The organism is Pseudomonas syringae group sp. 26L6, assembly GCF_032587815.1.
Lineage (GTDB): Bacteria > Pseudomonadota > Gammaproteobacteria > Pseudomonadales > Pseudomonadaceae > Aquipseudomonas > Aquipseudomonas amygdali.
Genome location: NZ_JAWHPJ010000011.1, coordinates 250,650 through 274,255 on the forward strand (window position 1 = coordinate 250,650; position 23,606 = coordinate 274,255).

A 23,606-nucleotide genomic window follows, 5' to 3' on the forward strand; every position below is an offset into this window, starting at 1 on the left:
GAAACATAAGCACTCATTACCGTGGGAGCAATCGTTGTTGGCTCACAGCCGGCAACAGGTTTCATCTGAGAGAGGAACATATTATGTTCGGTTTAGAGGCTATAGATCTCGCCCGAATTCAGTTCGCATTCACCATTTCGTTTCACATCCTGTTTCCTGCCATCACTATTGGTCTGGCAAGTTACCTCGCTGTGCTCGAAGGTCTGTGGCTGAAGACCCGCGATGACGTCTACCGTGACCTGTACCACTTCTGGTCGAAGATCTTTGCCGTCAACTTCGGCATGGGCGTGGTCTCCGGGCTGGTCATGGCCTATCAATTCGGCACCAACTGGAGCCGCTTCTCCGATTTTGCAGGTGCTGTTACCGGCCCGTTGCTGACCTACGAGGTACTGACCGCCTTCTTCCTTGAAGCGGGTTTCCTCGGCGTCATGCTGTTCGGCTGGAACCGTGTCGGCCGTAAGCTGCACTTCTTTTCCACGGTGATGGTTGCCATTGGCACGCTGATCTCCACGTTCTGGATTCTGTCGTCCAACAGCTGGATGCAGACGCCGCAAGGTTTCGAGATCATCGACGGCCGTGTCATTCCGACCGACTGGTTCGCAGTGGTGTTCAACCCCTCGTTCCCGTACCGCCTGACGCACATGGCGATTGCCGCATTCGTGGCCACTGCGTTCTTCGTCGGTTCATCGGCTGCCTGGCACCTGTTGCGCGGTCGCGACACACCCGCCGTACGAAAAATGCTTTCGATGGCCATGTGGATGGCCCTGCTGGTTGCGCCTATTCAGGCAGTGGTCGGTGACTTCCACGGTCTGAATACGCTCAAGCATCAGCCGGCGAAGATCGCCGCCATTGAAGGCCATTGGGAAAACGTCGGTGACGAACCGACCCCGCTGATCCTGTTCGGCATTCCCGACATGAAGGAAGAGCGTACCAAGTACGCGGTGGAAATTCCGTACCTGGGCAGCCTGATCCTGACCCACAGCCTCGACAAGCAGGTGCCGGCGCTCAAGGAGTTCAAGCCTGAGGATCGCCCTAATTCGACAATCGTATTCTGGTCGTTCCGGGTCATGGTCGCCCTCGGCATGCTGATGATCTTCACCGGCCTGTGGAGCCTGTGGCTGCGCAAGCGCGGCACGCTGTATAACTCGCGTCCGTTCCTGTACCTGGCGCTGTGGATGGGGCCGTCTGGCCTGATCGCGATTCTCGCCGGCTGGTTTACTACCGAAATCGGTCGTCAGCCGTGGGTCGTGTATGGCCTGATGCGCACCGCCGATGCATCGTCCGGCCACAGCGTGGCGCAGATGAGCATCACTCTGGTGCTGTTCGTGGTCGTGTATTTCGTGCTGTTCGGTGCAGGTCTTGGCTACATGATGCGCCTGGTTCGCAAGGGGCCAAAAGCCTATGTCGAACATGTGCCTCACGGTGGTCCCGGCCAACAACGCACTCCGGCCCGTCCGCTCTCCGCTGCTGTTGAAGGCGAAGAAGATGGCGACCATCCTGACCGTCTCGGCAAGGGGATTTAAGCCATGGGTATCGATCTTCCGCTGATCTGGGCCATCATCATCGTCTTCGGCATCATGATGTACGTGGTGATGGACGGCTTCGATCTGGGCATCGGGATTCTCTTCTCGTTCATGAAAGACAGTTCCGACCGTGACGTGATGATGAATACCGTCGCGCCGGTCTGGGACGGCAACGAGACCTGGCTGGTGCTGGGCGGTGCGGCACTGTTCGGTGCATTCCCGCTGGCCTACTCGGTGGTCTTGTCTGCGCTGTACCTGCCGCTGATGTTCATGCTCATGGGCCTGATCTTTCGCGGCGTGGCGTTCGAGTTTCGCTTCAAGGCGACCGAACAGAAACGCCACCTCTGGGACAAGGCGTTCATTGGCGGTTCGCTGGCTGCAACCTTCTTTCAGGGCGTGGCGCTGGGCGCCTACATCGAAGGCATTCCGGTGGTCAATCGTCAGTTCGCTGGCGGTTCACTGGACTGGCTCGCGCCGTTTCCGATGTTCTGCGGCTTGGCCCTTATTGTCGCCTATGCGCTGCTGGGCTGTACCTGGCTGATCATGAAAACCGAAGGTTCGCTGCAGAAGGCGATGCATGATCTGGCCCGCCCTCTGGCACTGGCTGTGCTGGCGGTCATGGCGGTGGTCAGCCTGTGGACGCCGCTGGCTCACGCGGACATTGCCCATCGCTGGTTCAGCATGCCCAATCTACTGTGGTTCATGCCCGTGCCGGTTCTGGTGCTGGTGACCATGTACGGTTTGTTCAAGGCTGTCGCCCGCAATGCCCACTACACGCCGTTCCTGCTGACCCTGTTGCTGATATTTCTGGGTTACAGCGGGCTGGGCATCAGCCTGTGGCCAAACATCATTCCGCCTTCGGTATCGATCTGGGCAGCCGCCGCACCGCCGCAGAGCCAGGGCTTCATGCTGGTCGGCACGCTGTTCATCATTCCGTTCATCCTGGGCTACACCTTCTGGAGCTACTACGTATTCCGCGGCAAGGTGACGGCTGCAGACGGTTATCACTAGTCCGAACCGAGGAGATTGACGATGTCTGGTAAAAATTCCATGCACGATCCTGATCCGGCACTGAGCAAACCGCTCTGGCAACGCCTGGCCTGGCTGGTCGGGATCTGGGCGGGCAGCGTATTTGCGCTGTTTATCGTAGCCAGCCTGATGCGCATGTTCATGAGCGCAGCGGGCCTGACGACACACTGATACTGAATTCCCGTTCGTGTCCTCCGGACACGTTTTGCGACCCTCTTGCCACCCGCTGGCAAGAGGGTCTTTTTTTGCGCCGTGGATTACTTGCGTGCTTTCAGGATCACGAATTTCGGCGTGGCCGCCACTTGCTCGACACCGCGGAACAGGCGCGACAGCTTGGTGTGATAACCCAGGTGACGGTTGCCGACGATATACAGCGCGCCGCCGTTAACCAGTGCGGCACGCGCCTGGAGGAACATGCGCCAGGCAAGAAAATCTCCCACCACCTGTTGCTGATGGAAGGGCGGGTTGCACAGCACCACCTCCAGCGAGTCGGGCTCCTGAGTGTCCAGCCCGTCGGCTGCCCGAACTGCCACCGCACGTTCGCCCAGCGTTGCGCGCCAGTTCTCGGTGGCCGATTGCACGGCCATGAACGACTCGTCGACCAGCGTGTAGTGCGCCTGCGGGTTGTCCAGCGCGCTGGCAATAGCCAGCACGCCGTTGCCGCATCCCAGGTCGGCGACCCTTGCGGTGCCGAGGTTTTTCGGCAGATAAGGCAGGAATGCCCGGGTACCGATGTCCAGCCCGTCGCGGCAGAATACATTGGCGTGGTTGAGTAGTTCGATGGCCGGCTCGTCTAGACGGTAACGGGTCGGGTAGGGCGAAGTCCGCACTTCCATGGGCTGCGGCGTGGCGAACAGCAGCCGGGCTTTTTTCACCGCCAGTGAGGCCTGCACCGGCCCTACGTATTCCTCCAGCAGGTCGCCAGCCGAACGTGGCAAATGCTTGACCATGGCTGCCGCGACCACGCGAGCCCCTGGTGCCAGTTGACCCTGCAGGCGTATCAGTTGTTCTTCCAGCAGCGCCAGAGTCTTCGGCACCCGGATCAGCACCCAGTCGAACGGCCCGCTCAAGGGCTCGCTGGCCGGGATGTGCGGTACCGCGTCATAGCTCATGCCATTGCGTGCCAGGTTCTTTTCCAGACCTTGTGCAGCCAGGAAAGAGTCGGTGCTGCTGACCACCGTGGCATGAGACGCCAGACTCGCCGCCAGCGCGCCGAAACTGTCATTGAGCACCAGCACCCGGCTTTGCAGGCTCAGCCCGGTTTCTGCAACATGATTGAGCAGGTACTCGTCAGCAGCATCGAATGCCTGCAACGGCTCATCCTGTTGCTCGGGTTGGCGAATGAGATCAAGTTCAGCGAAAGGACTGATGAGCAGGGGCATTGGCGGGAGAACTCTGTGCAATCGAAAGTATGTCAGTGAGCCCGAAGACAGGTGGGCTCGCCGAGGCAGACGATTTTACGTATTTTTTCGTTTTCATACCTGTTTGATTGCGGTTCGGCTGCGGGCTTTATCAGAACATCCCGCTCAGTGCGGCCTGTACGGCAGCAGCCGTCTTGTTGCAAACGCCCATTTTCTGAATGGCGCTGGCAATGTGAAAGTGGATGGTGCGCTCCTTCAGGCAGAGAATCATTGCGATATCGCCAGCTGTCTTGCCTTCGGCGGACCACTTGAGGACTTCAATTTCTCTCTGAGTCAGGTTTTTTGCTGGCGAGGGCTGTGAAAATTTTATTTCCATTGTGTTCATGTAGCCTCCTTGCAGTACGTGTCCAGACCTTGCTGTTCGTTTATCCAGTCTAGGAACAAAAACACCGCAAACTGCGCCTGCGCGCATTACCCGGACGGATGGGCTGATGGCAATTGGCAGTGTGTTATCGGCCTTTTGGCTGGAACCCCTGTGCAAGAGAGGTCGCGGCAATTTGCCCTGTAGAGGTTCGATCGGGCATTGGCTGACTCAAGAACCAAATACTCTAAGCCGCAGCGCCGCTGACCGGGTAATTCACCACAAACAGCCGGTGTTTATCGGGCCCGCTTTGCGGGACACTGGGTTCTGCTTTTCATATTCAGGAGTTCAAAGCACACCATGACCGTCAGTGACGACAAATTCACCCGACAGACACTGCAGCGTGTCACGCCGCTGACCACCAACCTGTTCACCCTGCGCACCACGCGCGACCCTGGTTTTCGCTTTCGGGCAGGACAGTTTGCGCGCCTCGGTGTGACCAAGGCCGACGGCACCACCGTATGGCGTGCCTACTCGATGGTGTCGTCACCGCACGACGAGTTTCTGGAGTTTTTTTCCATCGTGGTGCCGGATGGCGAATTCACCAGCGAACTGAGCCGTCTGCGCGAAGGCGACGAATTGATGGTGGAAAAACTGGCGTTTGGTTATTTGACCCTGGACCGTTTTGTCGATGGCCGCGACCTCTGGCTGTTATCCACAGGTACAGGTGTCGCGCCGTTTCTGTCGATCCTTCAGGATTTCGAGGTCTGGGAGAAGTTCGAGCGGGTGATTCTGGTGTACAGCGTTCGTGAGTCCCGCGAATTGGCCTATCAGCAGTTGATTGGCGAACTGATGCAGCGTGAATATCTGGCTGAATACGCAGACAAGTTCCTGTTCCTACCGACTGTGACCCGCGAACAGCATCCGGGCGCACTAAGTGGCCGCATTACGCAGTTGATTGAAAACGGCGAGCTTGAGCGCGCTGCAGGCATCGCACTGACACCTGAGCATTCCCGGGTAATGCTGTGCGGCAACCCGCAGATGATCGACGACACACGTGCACTGCTCAAACAGCGTGACATGCGCCTGAGCCTGTCACGCAAGCCGGGGCAGGTTGCGGTGGAGACGTATTGGTGATGGTTGGCGGCTAACGATGACTATCGTGCCAATGCTCCGCGTTGGCATGCAGTTCGTGACGCTCTGCGTCACACAGCGGTTCTTCGACATCAGGTGAATTGGTGCCCGACTCAGGGCACCTTTTCGCCCCTCGGCGAGTTACTTTGATGGGGCCAAAGTAACCAAAGCCCCTCGCTCCTGTTTCCGGCCCGACTTCGTCGGGTTCCTTCGCCCTGTCACTGATCCGGGGGTCGCCGCAACGGGCCATCCATGGCCCGGTGCGGCTAGCCTGGCGTCCTGCCAGGCTACCCCCGGATCAGCGCCAGGACTCAGCCGTCACTAAGGTCGCACTCTGCGTCGTCTGTGCCACCGCGGTTGAAAAGCACTGCGTGGGGACGATAGCCATCTCCTTAAGCGCTCCGGGCGTCAAATCAAAGCGGACGCGTAGGGTCTACAGTGACTGGCGCGGCCGGTTTGTTCTGTTCCTTGAGCAGGTCACGAATCTCGCTCAGCAGCACTTCCTGCTTGGAAGGCGTTGGTGGCAGGGTCGGTGCCTTGGCTTCTTCGCGCTTGAGGCGGTTGATGGCCTTGACGCCCATGAAGATCGCGAACGCGACGATAATGAAGTCGATAACCGTCTGGATGAACTTGCCATAAGCCAGCAGCACTGCCGGTGCCGTACCTTGCGCAGGGCGCAGGGTGATGGCCAGGTCACTGAAGTCTACGCCGCCGATCAGCAAGCCTAACGGTGGCATAATCACATCGCCGACGAACGACGAAACGATCTTGCCGAATGCCGCGCCAATGATGATACCGACGGCCATATCGACCACGTTACCTTTGACCGCGAAGGCCTTGAACTCGCTAAGTACGCTCATGGGTAATTCCTTGTTACAGATAAAAGTGATCCGGGAGAGTGTAGTCCAGCCTTACAGTTGTCGTCCGTTCTACGTTCAATCGACCGGAGCGGCTTGTGTAAGTTTTATCCGGTTTTGAAAGTCATGGTTCGCTGCGCAGGTAACTGCTGGCGCAACCTGCGTTATCATGGGCGTTTTTTACGACTGGGGTTGTCATGGCCAAGGCCAAACGCTTGTACGGCTGCACCGAGTGCGGCGCGACATTTCCCAAGTGGGCGGGCCAGTGCAGCGAATGCGGTGCCTGGAACACACTGGTCGAAACGATGATTGAGAGTGGCGCTGCTGCGCCGCCCACCGGGCGTACCGGCTGGACCGGTTCACAGGCGCAAATCAGAACCCTGGCAGAAGTCAGTGTCGAAGAGATTCCGCGCTTCTCCACCAACTCCACCGAGCTCGACCGAGTGCTGGGCGGCGGGCTGGTTGACGGCTCGGTGGTGCTGATTGGCGGCGACCCCGGCATCGGCAAGTCGACAATTCTGTTGCAGACACTGTGCAATATCGCCCAGCGCATGCCCGCGCTGTATGTCACCGGCGAGGAATCCCAGCAGCAGGTGGCCATGCGTGCCCGACGCCTGGGGCTGCCGCAGGACAAGCTGCGCGTCATGACTGAAACCTGTATCGAAACCATCATTGCCACTGCCAAGGTCGAGAAGCCCAAGGTCATGGTGATCGATTCGATCCAGACGATTTTCACCGAACAGTTGCAGTCAGCACCGGGCGGCGTGTCGCAGGTTCGTGAAAGCGCGGCCTTGCTGGTGCGCTACGCCAAACAGAGCGGCACGGCGATCTTTCTGGTTGGTCACGTCACTAAAGAGGGCGCGCTTGCCGGCCCGCGTGTGCTTGAGCACATGGTCGACACCGTATTGTATTTCGAGGGCGAGTCGGATGGCCGTCTGCGTCTGCTGCGGGCGGTGAAGAATCGCTTCGGCGCGGTGAACGAACTGGGCGTGTTCGGCATGACCGACAAGGGCCTGAAAGAAGTCTCCAACCCGTCGGCGATTTTTCTCACCCGTGCTCAGGAAGAAGTGCCGGGCAGTGTGGTCATGGCCACCTGGGAAGGCACGCGGCCGATGCTGGTGGAGGTTCAGGCGCTGGTGGACGACAGCCACATGTCCAACCCGCGTCGTGTAACGCTGGGTCTGGACCAGAACCGTCTGGCCATGCTCCTGGCGGTCCTGCATCGACATGGCGGTATTCCGACTCACGATCAGGACGTGTTTCTCAACGTAGTGGGCGGTGTGAAAGTGCTGGAAACCGCATCCGACCTGGCCTTGATGGCTGCGGTGATGTCCAGCCTGCGCAATCGTCCGCTGCCGCATGACTTGCTGGTGTTTGGCGAAGTGGGACTGTCGGGTGAGGTCAGGCCGGTGCCCAGCGGCCAGGAGCGCCTCAAGGAAGCCGCCAAGCATGGCTTCAAGCGGGCCATCGTACCTAAAGGCAATGCGCCGAAGGAAGCGCCACCCGGTTTGCAGATCATTGCCGTCACGCGTCTGGAGCAGGCACTGGATGCGTTGTTCGAATAACCTCGCCCCGAGGATTATCCCTGCAGTTCGATCAAGGCTGCCAGTTCCCGATCCAGTTCCTCGGGGTCTCCTAGGTTCAATTCGACCAGCCGCTTCAGGTGGCTGATTGACTCCAGCCCTATGTGCCGGCAAACGAATCCCAATTGGCGGCTGTTGTCATGGGTGATCTTGACATCCATTTTCACGTGGGCGTCGTTGCTTAGAATGATGTCGACTTCAAAGGGCTGCGTCTGATCACCGTTCCACGGATCAGGCCGCTCGATGAGCAACCCTTTCAGGGAAAGATCGACCAGTTGAACCTTCCAGGTCTGATCGCCTTGCTTCAAATCGGTTTTGGCGTCGAAGGCAATGCGCTTGAAACGACGGCGATCTGCAGGTGAGTCGGTCATCGAATGAACTCTCTTGTTGACCGCCACTGGGGGGGCAGCGGGCAGGTCGTTATCTGATCAATTCTGTTGTTCCTGCACGATAGACCTGAAAGCCATTACAGAACAGTTCCGCATCACTGTTTTGTGATCCGGCAACCATCTGTCGAGGCCATTCCAGCCCTCTATGCCGGGTATCTGCCGCAATTGATCAAATTTCGCTCTAGACCATGGTTGGGGGTGGTCTTTCGCTGATCCGGCGCTAAACTCGGACTGCTTGCCTTCTAGTCAACTCTGCTGGAATAAAAAATGAAAAATAATAATAGTCTGATGCGCCATGTTCCCTGGCTCATCGTCGCAATTGTCGGGGCATGTGCCCTTGGGGTCGTGGCCTTGCGTCGCGGAGAAGCGATCAACGCTTTGTGGATAGTCGTCGCTGCGGTGGCTATCTATCTGGTTGCCTATCGTTACTACAGTCTGTTCATCGCCACCCATGTCATGCAGCTCGATCCGTTGCGCGCGACACCGGCGGTGGTCAACAACGATGGTCTGGACTACGTGCCGACCAACAAACACATCCTTTTCGGTCATCACTTTGCTGCCATCGCCGGTGCAGGCCCGCTGGTCGGCCCGGTACTGGCCGCGCAAATGGGTTATCTGCCCGGTACGCTCTGGCTGATCGCCGGTGTGGTGCTGGCCGGTGCGGTACAGGATTTCATGATCCTGTTTCTCTCCACGCGCCGTAACGGTCGCTCGCTGGGCGACATGGTTCGCGAGGAAATGGGCCGTATTCCCGGCACCATCGCCCTGTTCGGCTGTTTCCTGATCATGATCATCATCCTGGCGGTGCTGGCGCTGATCGTGGTCAAGGCCTTGGCCGAGAGCCCGTGGGGCATGTTCACGGTCATGGCGACGATCCCGATCGCGATGTTCATGGGCATCTATATGCGCTACATCCGCCCGGGTCGTATCGGTGAAATCTCCATTATCGGTGTCATTCTGCTACTCGGTTCGATCTGGGTCGGCGGCATGGTAGCGGCCGATCCGACCTGGGGGCCGATGTTCACCTTCACCGGCGTGCAGATCACCTGGATGTTGGTGGGCTATGGTTTTGTAGCAGCAATGCTGCCGGTCTGGCTGCTGCTTGCGCCACGTGACTATCTGTCGACCTTCCTGAAAATCGGCACCATTCTGGCACTGGCAATCGGCATCCTGATTCTGGCGCCCGAGCTGAAAATGCCGGCCCTGACCCAGTTCACCAACGGCACAGGCCCGGTCTGGAAGGGCGCACTGTTCCCGTTCCTGTTCATCACTATCGCTTGCGGTGCGGTATCGGGTTTCCACGCGCTGATCTCTTCGGGCACCACGCCCAAGCTGCTGGATAACGAAAAGAACGCTCGTTACATCGGTTACGGCGGCATGCTGATGGAGTCGTTCGTGGCCATCATGGCAATGGTTGCCGCCTCGGTGATCGAGCCAGGCGTGTACTTCGCCATGAACAGCCCGGCTGCGGTGGTTGGCAGTGACGTGGTGACTGTCGCGCAGACTGTCTCCAGCTGGGGCTTTGCCATCACGCCGGAGCAATTGACTGCTGTTGCGAAAGACATCGGTGAAAACACTGTGCTGGCGCGTGCCGGTGGTGCGCCGACGCTGGCGGTTGGTATCGCGCAGATCCTCCATCAGGTGCTGCCGGGTGAAAACACCATGGCGTTCTGGTACCACTTCGCGATTCTGTTCGAGGCGTTGTTCATTCTGACCGCAGTCGACGCCGGTACACGAGCCGGACGCTTTATGCTGCAGGATCTGCTGGGCAGTTTCGTTCCGGCTCTGAAACGCACCGAGTCGTGGACGGCCAACGCCATCGGCACCGGTGGTTGCGTGGCGCTGTGGGGCTATCTGCTGTACCAAGGCGTAATCGACCCGCTGGGCGGGATCAATACCCTGTGGCCGCTGTTCGGCATCTCCAACCAGATGCTCGCCGGTATTGCCCTGATGCTGGCCAGCGTCGTGCTGATCAAGATGAAGCGTCAGCGCTATGTGTGGGTGACCATGCTGCCTGCCACCTGGCTGCTGATCTGCACCGTGACCGCTGGCCTGATCAAGCTGTTCGACGCCAATCCTGCGGTGGGCTTTCTGGCCCTGGCCAAGAAATACAGCGCGGCGGCGGATGCCGGCCAGATCCTGGCCCCGGCCAAGACCATGGACCAGATGCAGCATGTGATCTTCAACGCTTACACCAATGCCGGGCTGACCGTGCTGTTCCTGTTCGTGGTGTTCAGCATTCTGTTCTACGCCCTTAAAGTGGGCCGTGCAGCCTGGACCACCAAGGCGCGTACCGACAAGGAAGCTCCTTATCAGGCCATGCCGCCAGCGTCGCAGGTGTGATGATGGTTACCCACAGAGGATTTGACCATGTTCAATGACCTGAGTCGCCTCGGGAAATACCTCGGTCAGGCCGCGCGTCTGATGGTGGGCATGCCTGACTACGACACGTACGTAGAGCACATGCAGAACACCCACCCGGACAAGCCGATGATGACCTACGAGCAGTTCTTCCGGGAGCGGCAAGAGGCACGTTACGGCGGCAAGGGCGGTCCTAAGTGCTGCTGATCCTCTGAACTGCGTTATTGTTTGATCCGACGCGCCGCAGGCCATCACCTGTGGCGCGTTTTCATTTCAGCTGAATGCATCACGCCAGGAGCCTTATGACTGAGTTGCAACCCATCCCCGTGACCGTGCTGACCGGTTTTCTGGGGGCAGGCAAAACCACTTTGCTGCGCCACCTGCTCAAGGCCGAGCACGGCCTGAAAATCGCCGTGATTGAAAACGAATTCAGCGATGCAGGTATCGACAGCCAGTTGCTCGGCACTGATCCCGTACAGATCATGACCCTGTCCAATGGCTGCGTGTGCTGCACCATCCACACCGACCTGACCAAGGCGCTCTACCTGTTGCTGGAGCGCCTGGACAGTGGCGAAATCGCTTTCGACCGACTGGTGATCGAATGCACCGGCCTGGCCGATCCTGCGCCGGTCGCCCAGACCTTTTTCATCGATGAAGAGCTGCGCGAGCGCTATATCCTCGACGGCATCATCACTCTGGTCGATGCTACACACGCCGATACCCACCTGGCGCAAACCATCGCCCAGGCGCAAATCGGCTTTGCCGACCGATTGCTGGTGAGCAAGCGTGATCTGGTCGACGACGCAACCTTCGATGCCCTCAGCGCACGCCTGACCCGCATCAACCGCCGCGCCCCGATCCGCATCGTCGAACATGGCAACATCGACCTTGCCGAACTGCTCGACGTGCGCGGCTTCAACCTCAACGCCGATCTCGGCGGCGGCATGATCCTGCGCCCACTGGCCCCGGTCGGCAATTCAGGCGACCGCATCACCAGCCTCGTCCTGCGCAGCGAAAAACCGCTAAACCTGGACCGCCTCAGCGAGTTCATGAACGAACTGCTGGAAGACCACGGCAAGCAACTGCTGCGCTACAAGGGCGTGCTCAACATCGAAGACGAACCGCGCAAGATGGTGTTTCAGGGCGTGCTCAAGCTGTACGGCTTTGACTGGGACACCGAGTGGGCCGAAGGCGAAAAACGCGAGAGCGTGATCGTGTTCATTGCCGATGAATTGCCGGAGGAGAAGATCCGGGCGGGGTTCGAGAGGGTATGCGGCTGAGAGGTCAGGCAGCGGCTGAGCTTCTGCCCATAGAGTGATCTGCCCAACAAAAAGCCCCGGCTCTCACGAGCCGGGGCTTTTTGGTACTGCGTTTAAACCAGGCTTATCAAGCGCCGTAAACCGGCAGTTTCGCGCAGATGGCCTTGACCTTCTCGCGAACGGCGTCGATCACGGCTTCGTTGTTCAGGTCAGCCAGGATGTCGCAGATCCAGCCCGCGAGTTCCTTGCACTCAGCTTCCTTGAAGCCGCGAGTGGTCACTGCCGGGGTGCCGAAGCGCAGGCCGGAGGTGACGAACGGGGAGCGTGGGTCGTTCGGTACGGAGTTCTTGTTGACGGTGATGAAGGCGCGACCCAGGGCGGCGTCGGCGTCTTTACCGGAGATGTCCTGCTTGATCAGCGACAGCAGGAACAGGTGGTTTTCAGTACCACCGGAAACCACGTCGAAGCCGCGCTCGATGAACACACCGGCCATTGCCTTGGCGTTCTTGACCACTTGTTGCTGGTAGGTCTTGAACTCAGGCTGCAGCGCTTCCTTGAAGCACACGGCCTTGGCTGCGATGACGTGCTCCAGCGGACCGCCCTGGGAGCCAGGGAATACCGCGGAGTTCAGCTTCTTCTCGATTTCGGCGTTGGCGCGCGCCAGGATCAGGCCGCCACGTGGACCGCGCAGGGTCTTGTGTGTGGTGGTGGTCACGACGTCGGCGAATGGCACCGGGTTCGGGTAGACGCCTGCGGCGACCAGACCGGCTACGTGAGCCATGTCGACGAACAGGTAGGCACCGACCTTGTCAGCGATTGCACGGAAGCGCGGGAAGTCGAGGATCTGCGAGTAGGCAGAGAAACCGGCGACGATCATTTTTGGCTTGTGCTCGACAGCCAGGCGCTCGACTTCGTCGTAGTCGATCATGCCGTTGGCATCGATACCGTACTGAACGGCGTTGTACAGCTTGCCCGAGGACGAAACGCTGGCGCCGTGGGTCAGGTGACCACCGTGAGCCAGGCTCATGCCCAGAATGGTGTCGCCGCCTTGCAGCAGGGCCAGGTAGACCGCCGAGTTGGCTTGCGAACCCGCATGTGGCTGGACGTTGGCGTAATCAGCGCCGAACAGCTCCTTGGCGCGGTCGATGGCCAGTTGTTCGATAACGTCGACGTACTCGCAACCACCGTAGTAGCGCTTGCCTGGATAGCCTTCGGCGTACTTGTTGGTCAGGGCCGAGCCCTGAGCTTCCATGACGGCCGGACTGGTGTAGTTTTCCGAGGCAATCAGCTCGATGTGTTCTTCCTGACGCAGAGCTTCTTGCTCCATGGCGGCAAACAGATCGGCGTCGTACTTGGCGATAGTCAAATCACGGCTGAACATGGCAGTCCTCAAGGGGGCATGGCGGAAAAGGCGGGTATTCTACCCCATCGGGTTTTATCTGGCATATGAAAGGCAGTCATCTTGACCAGTGACGCCGTTCACGCGGGTTTCGACAAGGCCTGAAATCATGGACGTGCCGCAGGCGCAAGGCTCGTTCTGGGGGGCTCGCCCACATGAGAGGGTCGAGATCGATTTAGTCATCGGCGGCGTGAACCGGGCACATCCACTCGAATTTTCAGCGATCACGCATCTATTTACCTTCAACTGCCGGAACCGTTCCGGGCCGGACGACACTCAGTCGGTCTGTTGCCCATATCCACCGACAGTAGGTAAAAACGTCATGATGCCCTCTCAGATCACGCGCTCCTCTCATTCCTCATTGCCGGAGGTTGCTCCTGCGTCCGGCGATGCAACCGGCGTTAGTGAGCCAACTCCGCAGCAGGCTCGTACCGTAGCGTTTTTTGCCTCCGGCGAGCTGGCCGTGGCATTTGGTCGCACCTCGGCTGCGCCAGCGCAGGACTCTGCGCGTCTGTTGTCTGCTCTTCAGCGTGAGCTGGATAAACAGCATCCGTCCTGGCACACCGTTGCTCAACTCTGTCAGAGCCTCGCCGAGGTTGGCACGACCGAGCAGGGCTGGCATCAACTGGCAAGCGAGGATCAGGTGCCGGCGCTGAGAGAACTGCTTGACCGTTGTACTCACCGGCTGGCCGATATGCCGGCTGCTCACGCATCTCACGACTCGCTGTCGCAGGCCTGTGAAGGGCTCAGGACGGCGCGGCTGCACCAATCCGTCGCTCGTTTGACTGCCCGACCGTCCGCCCTGGCCCGGGCGATTGCGGATCTGCTTACGTTGACTCATCTGGATCCCGAGACGCAGGGCGCAGAGCCCCCCGTTATTTCGTCTTACACGCTCTTCAGTCATTTCGTTCGCACGGCCAAGCAGCGTACGGCGGATTTGAATGACAGCCTCCAGCGTCAACCCGACGCGGTCGTCAGTCTGCTGCGCTCACATGCCGACACGCTCAATGATCTGGAGATGTTGCCGGGCGCATTGCAGGCATTGACCGAAAATTGCCAGGACGCGCCAGCCCGCAATGAATTGCGCGAGCTGGCGGAAGTAGCGGGGGCGCTGCTGCAGCTATTGCGCGAACACGATCTTTTGCCGAGGCTGGAGGAAATCTCTATCGAGCCAGGTGAAGCACCTGCACCTGGCCACGAGCCTGCGGAGCCCATGCTGACCACACGCCAGGCATTGCTCAAGGCCGGCGGCAATCTGGTGCGCAAGTTTGATGCCTACGGGGCGCTCGCGCCGATGGATGACAAGGCGTTGCTGGCTTTGATGCGCACCCCGGCACCACACCTGTCGCCCGATCAGATGCATGCCTTCCTGAACAAGCATGTTCTGCATCTCACGCAAGAACAACGCGATATCGTCAGCAATACCCCGCTGCCCTTCGCCCCTGAAGAAGACATCGAGGCCAGGTGCGGCATGGGTTTCGATGAAAAACTGCGGTTGGCGCTGGCCAACGGTTCGCTGGTGTTGAGCGAGGAGCAACTGGCCCGTCTTGGTGATTTGCCAAGTGCCGCTACCACGACGTCCGACGTTGTGCAGACGCTGCTTGAAAAGCCATCGTCTACGCTGAGCGAAGCCGAGCGTGACATGTTGGGCGCAATCGTTCAGGCCAATGCTCAGGGGCAACTCGACGCCTGGCGCGCTCACAACGAACAGTTGCCAGCAGTGTTGAGCCGCTCGGGGCTGCCCTCTGATGTGAAAGACGAGTTGCTCAGCCTCAACAAAAGCATGAATGCCGAACTGGGCACGCTCAAGAACGGCGCCTCGCTCAAGAGTCGCGTCCTTGCAAGCCCGGCGATGCTGCTCGCGCTGGCACCCTTGCCACTGGCCGTGGCGTTCGTCAGCAAGGACAACTCCTACAGCTCATCGCTGGTTGCCCACTTCACCAAGAACGCGGTGTTCATGGCTGGCCTGATGATGAACGAGCTGACCAATGCGCGGACCAATGTCGATCACGGCCTGAACCGTTACTTCGTCACCGTGCTGGCCAACGCCATCGTGGCGCAGCCCACCTTTGCCAGGAACGAACACCTGCTGGAGCAGGTCGGCTTCGGTATCGCAACGGCCGTGGCATCGGGCGCTGCCACGCTGGGCGTATTCAACCGTGAATCGATCGTCGCTGCCTTCAAGCTCGCCAAGAGCAAGCTTTCCAGGCAAGACACCGGGAACGCCCGCATCCCGCAGGAAGACCATCTGGCCGTGGTCAAGCATTTCGACGTCAGCGAGCATTTTGCCCAGCAGATGAAAGTGGCGACCGAATTGTACAAGCAAGACAAAAGCATCACCGACATCATGAACTCGAGCCTGACATACCTGGGTACCAAAAGCAGCGAGTTCCAGGCCAGGTTCGAAGTCGCCGATGCCCTGCGCGCAGGGCTGCAACTGGCCGAGGGGGAGCGCAAGGCGGACCCTGACTTCTACACCAAGCTGGGCCTGGTGGCCTTGACGGCGAGTATCGGTGCGGCGCTGGTGATGTTGATGAAAAGCATGGTCGGCAAAGCCGATTACGCGGCGGATGGCGTCTGGTGCGTATCGGAGATGCTCAAACTGGCCATGAACCCTGAAGTCGATATGCAAAAGGCGGTTCAGGTCTTCAAGGAAATCGTCGGTCTGAATCTGGTGATGACGGGGTTTCTGGGCGTCAACAAAGTCTGGAATTTTCTCGACAAGGGGATCAAAGGCTACGCCTCCGGTGCTGCGGTCCTGACCGCAGCCAACCTCACGCTTCCCGGTATGGTTGGAGAAGTGGCTGGCGCAGCAGCCGGCAAGGGGTTGAGCTACCTGACTGACAAAGGCAAGGCGGCGCATCAGGCCGGCAGGGCGGCAGCGTCCTGGGCCGGAGATTACGTCAGCACCTCGCGTTTGGGGAGCGCGGTCGGCACCCTGCATACGGCAATTCCAGGCAGGATTGCAGGCGGGCAGGTCGTGGCGGGTCTCTACGACCGCTTCCGGTACCTGACCTGGTCGCACCCGGCGCCTGCACCGCAAGCGGCTGGCGAGCCATAAGTCTGTAGCCGGTAGACCGCCGCCAGCAACGCAGGCGGTGGTCTTGCCTGGCTTACCACCATCAGCCAATAATCCCTTCCACCTTGTTCAAGGCTTCGACGACCTGACAGGAAACACTGTCCAGGGACGTTGTATCGCTGATCATGCTACCCCCTTGTGTTCTTTGTTATGGGAGAGCGCTCGCTGTCATAGACGCTGTGCGAGGCAGTGGCTCAAGTCTACTCATATTCAAGGGTTCGGCTATCGTTCAAATGGACGATGGCCGGGTCGCAAGGCTCGCCCTCAATCCAGCATGAACAGCGCATCGTTGCTGAATTGCGCTTCGAACTGGCTTGCTGGCATCGGGCGGCCGAACAGGTAGCCCTGGACTTCGTCGCAGTCGTGTTCGCGAAGAAACTCCAGTTGCTCGTGGGTTTCTACGCCTTCGGCGATGACCGAGAGGTTCAGGCTGTGGGCCATGGCGATGATAGCGCGAGCGATCTGGGCGTCCTGTTCGCCCGACGGAAGGCCGTCGACGAAGGTGCGGTCGATTTTCAGTACGTCGATCGGGAACTGTTTGAGGTAATTCAGCGACGAGTAGCCTGTGCCGAAGTCATCGACAGCGATACTCAGGCCAAGGTTTTTGAGGCCGTCGAGGATCTGCATGGCTTCGTTGACCTCGCGCATCAGGATGCTTTCGGTCAGTTCCAGCTCCAGGCAGGCAGGTGACAGGCCGGTCTGCTCCAGGATGTTGGCGATGCGCTTGCCGAGCTGGCCGTCCGAGAACTGTCGCGCCGAGATGTTGACCGACACTTTCGGAACGCGAACCCGCGCCTGATGCCACTGTTTGAGCTGACGGCACGCTTCAGTGAGCACCCAGTCGCCGACTTCCACCACCAGCCCGAGCTCTTCGAGCACCGGGATGAAGTCGTTGGGCGGAACCAGCCCGCGGCGTGGATGGCGCCAGCGCAACAAGGCTTCCGCACCCGTCAGGCGCTTGCCGTCGCCGCTGAACTGCGGCTGGTAATAAAGGGTGAACTCCTGCTGTTCCAGGGCATGCCGCAAGTCGCTTTCCAGCTCCAGACGCTCCAGAGCGGTCGCGTTCATGTCCGCCTGATAGAACTGGAAGTTGTTCTTGCCACGTTCTTTGGCGTGGTACATCGCCGTGTCGGCGTTCTTCATCAACTGGCTCAGTTCCTTGCCGTCCTGCGGACTGAGTGCGATGCCGATGCTGGCAGTGACAAAGAACTCGCGGCCTTCAAGCACAAACGGCGTTACCAGACTGGTCAGAATCCGCTCGGCCACGTGAATGGCGCGAGTCAGTGCGGCTTCGCGCGAGGTGTCCGGCTGCAGCAACAGGGTGAACTCATCCCCGCCCATACGCGCCACGGTGTCATCGGAAGACACGCAGGCGAGTAGCCGCGTGGCCATTTCCTGAAGCATCCGGTCGCCAGCGGCATGGCCCAGAGAGTCATTGATCGGTTTGAAGCGGTCCAGGTCGAGAAACATCAGCACCACCCAGGCCTGTTGGCGCTCGGCGTGTTGCAGCGCCGAATGCAGGCGGTCCTGAAACAGGGTGCGATTGGGCAGGTGAGTCAGGGCGTCGTAGTAGGCCAGACGGTGGATACGGTCTTCACTGGCCTTGCGCTCGCTGATATCGCTGAAAAAGCACACATAACTCGCCAGATCGCCTTCATCGTCGAGCACTGCGGTAATGCCGACCCAGGCCGGGTAGTGCTCGCCGTTACGGCGCTTGAGCCTGATTTCACCTTCCCAGGTGCCTTGGCCGTTCAATTGTTTGAGGATGTAGCGCAGGTGGTTTTCCTGTTCCGATTCCACCGTGAGCATGCCCGGTAGCTGGTCGAGCACCTGGGCAACTTCATAGCCGCTGACGCGGGTGAACGCCTCGTTGGCCTGAACGATATAGCCGGCAGGGTCGGTAATGAGGATCGCCGATGTCGAGTGTTCAAATACGGTGGCGGCCATGCGCAGGTCTTTTTCTGCCCGACGCTGCTGGCTGATGTCCCGGCCGACCCCGAAGATGCCCTCGAAATTGCCGTTTTCGTCCCACACCAGAACCACCCGCAATTCCACCGGGATCTTGCGACCGTCTGCACGCAGGCAGTCGAACAGAAACATTCTGGTCGTCACCTCTTCGCGCAATCTGGCGAGTTCCTGAGGTTTGTGCAGCACCTTGCCGATGCGGCTGATGAGCGCATCGAAACCGATCACTTGTTGAGGGTTGGCAATGACGGCGGACCAGCCGTTCTGGAGAATCCATTCGGCGCTGTACCCCAGCGCGCGTTCCACCGAGGGGCTGACGTAATTGACTGCCAACTGGCCATCCGTGGAAAAGATCACATCGCTGATGCTTTCAGCGAGCATCCGGTAACGCTGTTCGCTGTCACGCAGCGACTGGCTGGACGCGACCTGCTCGGTAATGTCCTTGGCGATGCCGATGATGCGGGTGACCAGGTTTTCTGCGTCCCAGGCCAGCGCCTGTTCGCGCACATCGAAGCAGCGCCAGTTGTTCTCGCGATCCCGAAAGCGCAGCACGCATTGCAATAACTCGTTATGGCCGTGATGGCGCTGGCGCAGGCGCATGTCCTGATAGCTTCTGGCGTCGTCAGGGTGCAGCAGGATTTCCCAGAAGAACTCGCCCATGGCGCGCAGCTCGGATTTGCTGTAGCCCAGCGTGTAGCCGAAATGGTGGTTGCTGTAGATCACTCGCTGGCTGAGTACGTCCTGAACGTACAGGTGGTCCGGCACGGTTCGCACCACGTCGGACCAAAAGCTCTCGCGGTCCAGCAAGGACAGCTCGATCTGTTTGCGGCTGGTGATATCGCCGATGCTGAGAATAACGGCATCGAAGTCGCTACGTGACTCGGGCAGGCGCATGACCAGCCATAGATGCTGGTCCTGGCCGCTCGCGCGTGTCAGGCATATTTCCAGTTCCAGCCTGGGCAGCCCGGCGAGAACAGCCTGAATAACCTGAACGCCGATGCCGGGGCGCGAGCGCGATTCGCCCTCGATCAACGGCTGCCACGCCTGTTCACTGTGTTCGATTTCCAGCAGGCCCAGGGCAACTTCGTTGAGTTCGTTGATTCGCAACTGCTGCAACAGTCTTTTCAGCGAGGCTGGCTGGCTTTTGAGCAGAAGTTCGAAGTCTTCGTCCGTTCTGACTTCGAGTGCTTCCAGTTGCTCTTGCAGACCCGACATGTCCATGACGCAGATCGCAACGCCCGCACCCTCGAAGATATCGCGATAGCGGCGGCGGCTTTGCAGCATCTGGCGCTGGCGTTTGCGCAGGCTCATCAGCGCGATCAGTGGCAGGATCGACAGCAGCAGGCCGATCAGACACTTGCCGATCAGAGGCGCAAGCAGCTCGCTGCGGGCCTTGTAGGCATCGAACAGGCCTCGCAGTTGCCAGTCGCTGTTACTCAGTGGCTGAAGCAGAACGGTATCGGAAAGACCGCTGTCCGCCTCGTTGGAGGGTGCCGGTTCACGGAGGAGAACCCGTTGGGTCTTGCGTTGCTCCAGGCGCCAGATATGTTGAAAGTCCTGAGCTGGCTGGCTTGCCAGGTCCTTCAAGGCGTCGGGTGCCATGCGTAGCGCCCAGTAATCGCCGCTAACGCCACCGCCTTGGCGAATCAGTATATAAATCTGTTTAACGTCTTCGGTGCCGGTGTAGAAATAGGGGTGGCCTTGGGCCTTTTTCATGGCCTGTCGGAGAAACTCTCCGTCGCGGGATGCCTCGGCGCTGTCACCGACAATGTCACCCGTCGGGTTTAGCCGCGCGGCGCTGCGCAGCGCGGGCAGGGCAGTACGCAGGCTTGCCAGTGCCGTCGGCTGCTCCAGCCGGTCTCCGGAGGATTGCGCCTCGTCCAGCAGGTTCATGGCGATTTGCGCCTTGAGTGCCATGTTCAGACTCATCCGGTCGGAAAGCTGGATGCTGTACTCCAGGCTGCGCTGACGCTGGCGTTCCTGAGTCTGATGAAACTGCTCGATCAATTGCCAGAACAGCAGTGCAAGCACCACCAACACCAGCGCGGCCAATATACCTTTCACTGAGCCGCGCAAAGGCCTGGTCGCACTGTCTGTAGCGACACTGGATGACGGCAGAGGCGTTGAAGTGGGCAAATCGTTGTTCCTGACTGCTGGACTGAAGCAGCGATGCTTTATGTAAAATGAGCGGGTCGCCCAAAGAGGGCGGCTAGCATGCCTTTACTTGTGGCAGAGTGCCAGCCCCATTGGGCCGGATCGTTTGCCCTGCACGCTGCATTCGGGTAGCTTTGCGCAACGCGTGGTATCCACCGACTCCTGCATGAGTGACTCCACTTTTTGCAATATCGACCAGGCTTTATATGTGTCAGCACGGCCCCGATCTGTTTCTGCCTGGGTTCATTCAAGGCTCGGAACGGTCTCGCGGCAAGTCTTGCGGACAAATAAAAGCTTTTTTCCGGCCGGAGCTTTAAGCTCGCGTTCTAAATCGGTCCTCATCACAGACGCTAGGTTTTCATTTCATGGCTCAATACGTCTACACCATGCATCGGCTGAGCAAAGTTGTGCCGCCGAAGCGTGAAATCCTGAAAAACATCTCTCTGTCTTTCTTCCCCGGCGCCAAGATCGGCGTGTTGGGTCTCAACGGTTCGGGCAAGTCCACGCTGTTGAAAATCATGGCTGGCGTCGACACCGAGTTTGACGGCGAAGCACGTCCGATGCCCGAGCTTAATGTGGGTTATCTGCCGCAAGAGCCACAACTTGACCCGAACAAGACGGTCCGTGAAGTGGTTGAAGAGGCGGTCAGCGTCATCAAGGACGCCCAGGCGCGTCTTGATCAGGTTTACGCCGAATATGCCGAGCCGGACGCTGATTTCGATAAGCTGGCAGCCGAGCAGGCCAAGCTTGAAGCGATCCTGCAGGCCAGCGACGGTCATAACCTGGAACGCCAGCTGGAAGTAGCCGCCGACGCACTGCGTCTGCCCGCCTGGGATGCGAAGGTTTCGGTCCTGTCAGGTGGTGAAAAACGCCGTGTTGCGCTGTGCCGCCTGTTGCTCTCTGCACCGGACATGCTGCTGCTCGACGAACCGACCAACCACCTGGATGCCGACTCTGTCGCCTGGCTGGAGCATTTCCTGCACGACTTCCCGGGCACCGTGGTTGCGATCACGCACGACCGTTACTTCCTGGATAACGTAGCCGGCTGGATTCTGGAACTCGACCGCGGTGCGGGTATTCCTTACGAGGGTAATTATTCCGGCTGGCTTGAAGCCAAGTCCGACCGTCTGGCTCAGGAGTCCAAGCAACAGACCGCCCACGAAAAGGCCATGAAAGACGAGCTGGAATGGGTCCGCAAGGGCGCCAAGGCGCGTCAGTCCAAATCCAAGGCGCGTCTGCAACGCTTCGAAGAAATGCAGTCGCAGGAATTCCAGAAGCGCAGCGAGACCAACGAGATCTATATCCCGGCCGGTCCGCGTCTGGGCGACAAGGTTATCGAGTTCAAGAACGTTACCAAGGGCTACGGCGACCGCGTGTTGATCGACAACCTGTCGTTCTCCATGCCTAAAGGCGCCATTGTTGGCGTGATCGGCGGTAACGGTGCCGGTAAATCGACCCTGTTCCGTATGCTGATGGGCAAGGAACAGCCGGATTCGGGCAGCATCGAAGTCGGTGAGACCGTGCAACTGGCCTGCGTGGACCAGAGCCGCGATGACCTGGACGGCAGCAAGTCGGTATTCCAGGCGGTATCCGACGGTTCCGATGTGATCCGTATCGGCAACTATGAGATCCCGTCGCGCACCTACGTTGGCCGCTTCAACTTCAAGGGTGGCGATCAGCAGAAGTTCGTCAAGGACCTGTCTGGTGGTGAGCGTGGCCGTCTGCATCTGGCGCTGACCCTGAAAGAGGGCGGCAACGTGCTGCTGCTCGACGAACCGTCAAACGACCTTGACGTTGAAACCCTTCGTTCGCTGGAGGAAGCGCTGCTGGACTTCCCGGGCGCCGCCATTGTGATCTCCCACGATCGGTGGTTCCTTGACCGTGTGGCGACGCATATCCTGGCGTACGAAGACGATTCGCAAGCGATCTTCTTCGAGGGTAACTACACCGAGTATGAAGCGGATCGCAAGAAACGTCTGGGCGAAGCCGCTGCCCAGCCGCATCGTGTGCGTCACAAGAAGCTGGCCTGATCAGCGTTTAGGCACGCGCCGTTCCTGATCGGGAACGGCGCTGCCGTTATTGTTCATCAGCACGCTTTAAGCATCCGGCTCGATCAGCAGTATTTCAATCGACTGATTTCCCGCCGGCCGCTCCCACACCACTTCATCGCCTTTCTGCGCACCGATCAATGCACGTCCCAGCGGCGAGCCCCAGTTGATCAGCCCTTTGGCGGCATCCGCCTGATCCTCCCCGACCAGATGCACGCGCTGGCGGTTGTCTTCTTCATCCGCGAACGTGACCCAACTGCCAATTTGTACTTTTTCGGTCGACACGGCCGTCGTCACAACCTGCGCGCTCTGCAGGCGCTGGGTGTAGTAACGCAGGTCGCGTTCAAGGTCAGCCTGGCGCTGTTTATCGGCGGCGTCTCCCAACGCAGTTTGCGCACTGTGCTGCGCCTGCAGGCTGCTGACGTGCTTCTTGAGCAACTTCAGGCCCTCGGCGGTGACGTAATTGGTCTGTGCGCTGACCAGCCGCTCTACCGGTTGCTCGGCATCGGCGGCAGCGTTGTCTTCGTTTACAAATGCGCGGCTCATGAGGTGTCCTCCCTAATGAGCTTTGGGCCACAAGAGGGCATCATTGGTTTCGTCGATCTTCCTGCATGCGTCAGTTTGGGCGATAGGCCTTGGCTGCACTGCGGGTCTTTTCCCGCTCCCAGGCACGGTCACGATCGTTGAAGACCTGGCCGGGGTCGAGTCGGTCGCGGTTATCCTGCGAGGCCTGACACTGGCGAAAACCGTCAGTCCAGCCTTGGGCGTAGAGCTTGTCCTTAAGATAGCGGGGCACGTTTTTTCTGAATTGACCGGTGCTGGCACCTGCTGCGTCCCTGCCACTGCTGCAACCATCCTGATAACCGTCTGCAAAACCCGGCGGATAACCCTCGGCCAACATCTGGTCACGGGTGGACTGACAACCTGCCAGCACGATGGCCAGCGACAACAACACCCAATACCGCTTCATGGTGGTTCCCTCTACTTATGAGAGGAGTCTAGAAGGTAATTTGTGAGTTATTTGTAAAAGCGATGTAGGGAATAAGTGATGGCAGCGTGCCTTTATTTTGAGGCAGCGCCGCCCGCAGTTTTTGCACTTGTCCT

At 59.3% G+C, this 23,606-nt stretch carries 17 protein-coding genes and 1 pseudogene; 10 read left to right on the forward strand and 8 right to left on the reverse strand.

Translation table 11 applies throughout. From position 1 onward, the window contains the following. Nucleotides 1–83 precede the first annotated feature (83 nt). Genes RYA97_RS06080 through RYA97_RS06090 form a run of 3 tightly spaced genes read left to right on the forward strand, consistent with a single transcriptional unit; the run spans nt 84 to nt 2,723 of the window. Nucleotides 84–1,523, forward strand: a complete 1,440-nt coding sequence (locus tag RYA97_RS06080; protein ID WP_004655531.1) for a cytochrome ubiquinol oxidase subunit I — start codon at nt 84–86, stop codon at nt 1,521–1,523. Nucleotides 1,524–1,526: 3 nt separating this feature from the next. Next, the gene (gene cydB / locus RYA97_RS06085) at nt 1,527–2,534 is read left to right on the forward strand and encodes a cytochrome d ubiquinol oxidase subunit II (RefSeq protein ID WP_316892008.1); all 1,008 of its coding nucleotides are present in this window, start codon (nt 1,527–1,529) and stop codon (nt 2,532–2,534) included. Nucleotides 2,535–2,555: 21 nt separating this feature from the next. Continuing rightward, a complete protein-coding gene (locus RYA97_RS06090; protein WP_002555239.1) occupies nt 2,556–2,723 on the forward strand; it encodes a DUF2474 domain-containing protein in 168 nt (55 codons plus the stop codon). Between the two features lie 86 nt (nt 2,724–2,809). On the opposite strand, the gene RYA97_RS06095 is transcribed toward RYA97_RS06090, so the two are convergent. Then, nucleotides 2,810–3,934, reverse strand: coding sequence for a methyltransferase (locus RYA97_RS06095; RefSeq protein WP_117140043.1), 1,125 nt, complete (start codon nt 3,932–3,934; stop codon nt 2,810–2,812). A gap of 130 nt (nt 3,935–4,064) precedes the next feature. After that, complete coding sequence (locus RYA97_RS06100; RefSeq protein WP_005745352.1) at nt 4,065–4,298, reverse strand: helix-turn-helix domain-containing protein; 234 nt, start codon at nt 4,296–4,298, stop codon at nt 4,065–4,067. A gap of 336 nt (nt 4,299–4,634) precedes the next feature. Here RYA97_RS06100 and RYA97_RS06105 point away from each other — a divergent pair, with 336 nt between their 5' ends. Beyond that, on the forward strand, nt 4,635–5,411 hold the full coding sequence (locus RYA97_RS06105) for a ferredoxin--NADP reductase (protein ID WP_004655524.1): 777 nt from the start codon (nt 4,635–4,637) through the stop codon (nt 5,409–5,411). 410 nt (nt 5,412–5,821) lie between these two features. Here the strand turns inward: RYA97_RS06105 and mscL are convergent, their stop codons facing one another. Continuing rightward, entirely contained in the window at nt 5,822–6,268 is a 447-nt protein-coding gene (gene mscL, locus RYA97_RS06110) for a large-conductance mechanosensitive channel protein MscL (RefSeq protein ID WP_002555236.1), read from the reverse strand. 194 nt (nt 6,269–6,462) lie between these two features. Here mscL and radA point away from each other — a divergent pair, with 194 nt between their 5' ends. Then, nucleotides 6,463–7,830, forward strand: a complete 1,368-nt coding sequence (radA, locus tag RYA97_RS06115; RefSeq protein ID WP_002555235.1) for a DNA repair protein RadA — start codon at nt 6,463–6,465, stop codon at nt 7,828–7,830. A 14-nt stretch (nt 7,831–7,844) separates the two neighbouring features. Here radA and RYA97_RS06120 read toward each other — a convergent pair whose 3' ends face one another. Next, nucleotides 7,845–8,219, reverse strand: a complete 375-nt coding sequence (locus tag RYA97_RS06120; protein WP_005745351.1) for a PilZ domain-containing protein — start codon at nt 8,217–8,219, stop codon at nt 7,845–7,847. 285 nt (nt 8,220–8,504) lie between these two features. On the opposite strand from RYA97_RS06120, the gene RYA97_RS06125 reads away from it, so the two are divergent. The 3 genes from RYA97_RS06125 to yjiA all read left to right on the forward strand — a co-directional run bounded on the left by RYA97_RS06125 (nt 8,505) and on the right by yjiA (nt 11,878). Next, nucleotides 8,505–10,580 carry a carbon starvation CstA family protein gene (locus RYA97_RS06125; protein ID WP_002555233.1) on the forward strand — a complete coding sequence of 692 codons (2,076 nt, stop codon included), beginning with the start codon at nt 8,505–8,507 and terminating at the stop codon, nt 10,578–10,580. 27 nt (nt 10,581–10,607) lie between these two features. After that, the gene (locus RYA97_RS06130; RefSeq protein ID WP_002555232.1) at nt 10,608–10,805 is read left to right on the forward strand and encodes a YbdD/YjiX family protein; all 198 of its coding nucleotides are present in this window, start codon (nt 10,608–10,610) and stop codon (nt 10,803–10,805) included. Nucleotides 10,806–10,900: 95 nt separating this feature from the next. After that, nucleotides 10,901–11,878, forward strand: coding sequence for a GTPase (yjiA, locus tag RYA97_RS06135; protein ID WP_316892009.1), 978 nt, complete (start codon nt 10,901–10,903; stop codon nt 11,876–11,878). A gap of 106 nt (nt 11,879–11,984) precedes the next feature. On the opposite strand, the gene glyA is transcribed toward yjiA, so the two are convergent. Continuing rightward, nucleotides 11,985–13,238 (reverse strand): serine hydroxymethyltransferase, encoded by a 1,254-nt coding sequence (glyA, locus tag RYA97_RS06140; protein WP_003340745.1) that lies wholly within the window; start codon nt 13,236–13,238, stop codon nt 11,985–11,987. Nucleotides 13,239–13,578: 340 nt separating this feature from the next. On the opposite strand from glyA, the gene RYA97_RS06145 reads away from it, so the two are divergent. Continuing rightward, nucleotides 13,579–16,317: a HopW family type III effector protein gene (locus RYA97_RS06145; RefSeq protein WP_316892010.1), complete on the forward strand. Its 2,739-nt coding sequence runs from the start codon at nt 13,579–13,581 to the stop codon at nt 16,315–16,317. 282 nt (nt 16,318–16,599) lie between these two features. Here the strand turns inward: RYA97_RS06145 and RYA97_RS06150 are convergent. Then, nucleotides 16,600–19,578 (reverse strand): annotated as a pseudogene (locus RYA97_RS06150) (EAL domain-containing protein); the annotation flags it as partial. A 1,241-nt stretch (nt 19,579–20,819) separates the two neighbouring features. Between RYA97_RS06150 and ettA the strand changes: the two are divergent. After that, on the forward strand, nt 20,820–22,484 hold the full coding sequence (gene ettA / locus RYA97_RS06155; RefSeq protein WP_003368689.1) for an energy-dependent translational throttle protein EttA: 1,665 nt from the start codon (nt 20,820–20,822) through the stop codon (nt 22,482–22,484). Nucleotides 22,485–22,550: 66 nt separating this feature from the next. On the opposite strand, the gene RYA97_RS06160 is transcribed toward ettA, so the two are convergent. After that, entirely contained in the window at nt 22,551–23,048 is a 498-nt protein-coding gene (locus RYA97_RS06160; protein ID WP_004655509.1) for a GreA/GreB family elongation factor, read from the reverse strand. A 70-nt stretch (nt 23,049–23,118) separates the two neighbouring features. Beyond that, the gene (locus tag RYA97_RS06165; protein ID WP_002555223.1) at nt 23,119–23,472 is read right to left on the reverse strand and encodes a hypothetical protein; all 354 of its coding nucleotides are present in this window, start codon (nt 23,470–23,472) and stop codon (nt 23,119–23,121) included. Between the last annotated feature and the right edge of the window lie 134 nt (nt 23,473–23,606).

Bases quoted from the DNA above. Each gene is read 5' to 3' on its own strand.
- RYA97_RS06080 (WP_004655531.1), top strand. From the start codon at position 84: ATGTTCGGTTTAGAGGCTATAGATCTCGCCCGAATTCAGTTCGCATTC.
- cydB (WP_316892008.1), top strand. From the start codon at position 1,527: ATGGGTATCGATCTTCCGCTGATCTGGGCCATCATCATCGTCTTCGGC.
- RYA97_RS06090 (WP_002555239.1), top strand. From the start codon at position 2,556: ATGTCTGGTAAAAATTCCATGCACGATCCTGATCCGGCACTGAGCAAA.
- RYA97_RS06095 (WP_117140043.1), bottom strand. From the start codon at position 3,934: ATGCCCCTGCTCATCAGTCCTTTCGCTGAACTTGATCTCATTCGCCAA.
- RYA97_RS06100 (WP_005745352.1), bottom strand. From the start codon at position 4,298: ATGAACACAATGGAAATAAAATTTTCACAGCCCTCGCCAGCAAAAAAC.
- RYA97_RS06105 (WP_004655524.1), top strand. From the start codon at position 4,635: ATGACCGTCAGTGACGACAAATTCACCCGACAGACACTGCAGCGTGTC.
- mscL (WP_002555236.1), bottom strand. From the start codon at position 6,268: ATGAGCGTACTTAGCGAGTTCAAGGCCTTCGCGGTCAAAGGTAACGTG.
- radA (WP_002555235.1), top strand. From the start codon at position 6,463: ATGGCCAAGGCCAAACGCTTGTACGGCTGCACCGAGTGCGGCGCGACA.
- RYA97_RS06120 (WP_005745351.1), bottom strand. From the start codon at position 8,219: ATGACCGACTCACCTGCAGATCGCCGTCGTTTCAAGCGCATTGCCTTC.
- RYA97_RS06125 (WP_002555233.1), top strand. From the start codon at position 8,505: ATGAAAAATAATAATAGTCTGATGCGCCATGTTCCCTGGCTCATCGTC.
- RYA97_RS06130 (WP_002555232.1), top strand. From the start codon at position 10,608: ATGTTCAATGACCTGAGTCGCCTCGGGAAATACCTCGGTCAGGCCGCG.
- yjiA (WP_316892009.1), top strand. From the start codon at position 10,901: ATGACTGAGTTGCAACCCATCCCCGTGACCGTGCTGACCGGTTTTCTG.
- glyA (WP_003340745.1), bottom strand. From the start codon at position 13,238: ATGTTCAGCCGTGATTTGACTATCGCCAAGTACGACGCCGATCTGTTT.
- RYA97_RS06145 (WP_316892010.1), top strand. From the start codon at position 13,579: ATGATGCCCTCTCAGATCACGCGCTCCTCTCATTCCTCATTGCCGGAG.
- ettA (WP_003368689.1), top strand. From the start codon at position 20,820: ATGGCTCAATACGTCTACACCATGCATCGGCTGAGCAAAGTTGTGCCG.
- RYA97_RS06160 (WP_004655509.1), bottom strand. From the start codon at position 23,048: ATGAGCCGCGCATTTGTAAACGAAGACAACGCTGCCGCCGATGCCGAG.
- RYA97_RS06165 (WP_002555223.1), bottom strand. From the start codon at position 23,472: ATGAAGCGGTATTGGGTGTTGTTGTCGCTGGCCATCGTGCTGGCAGGT.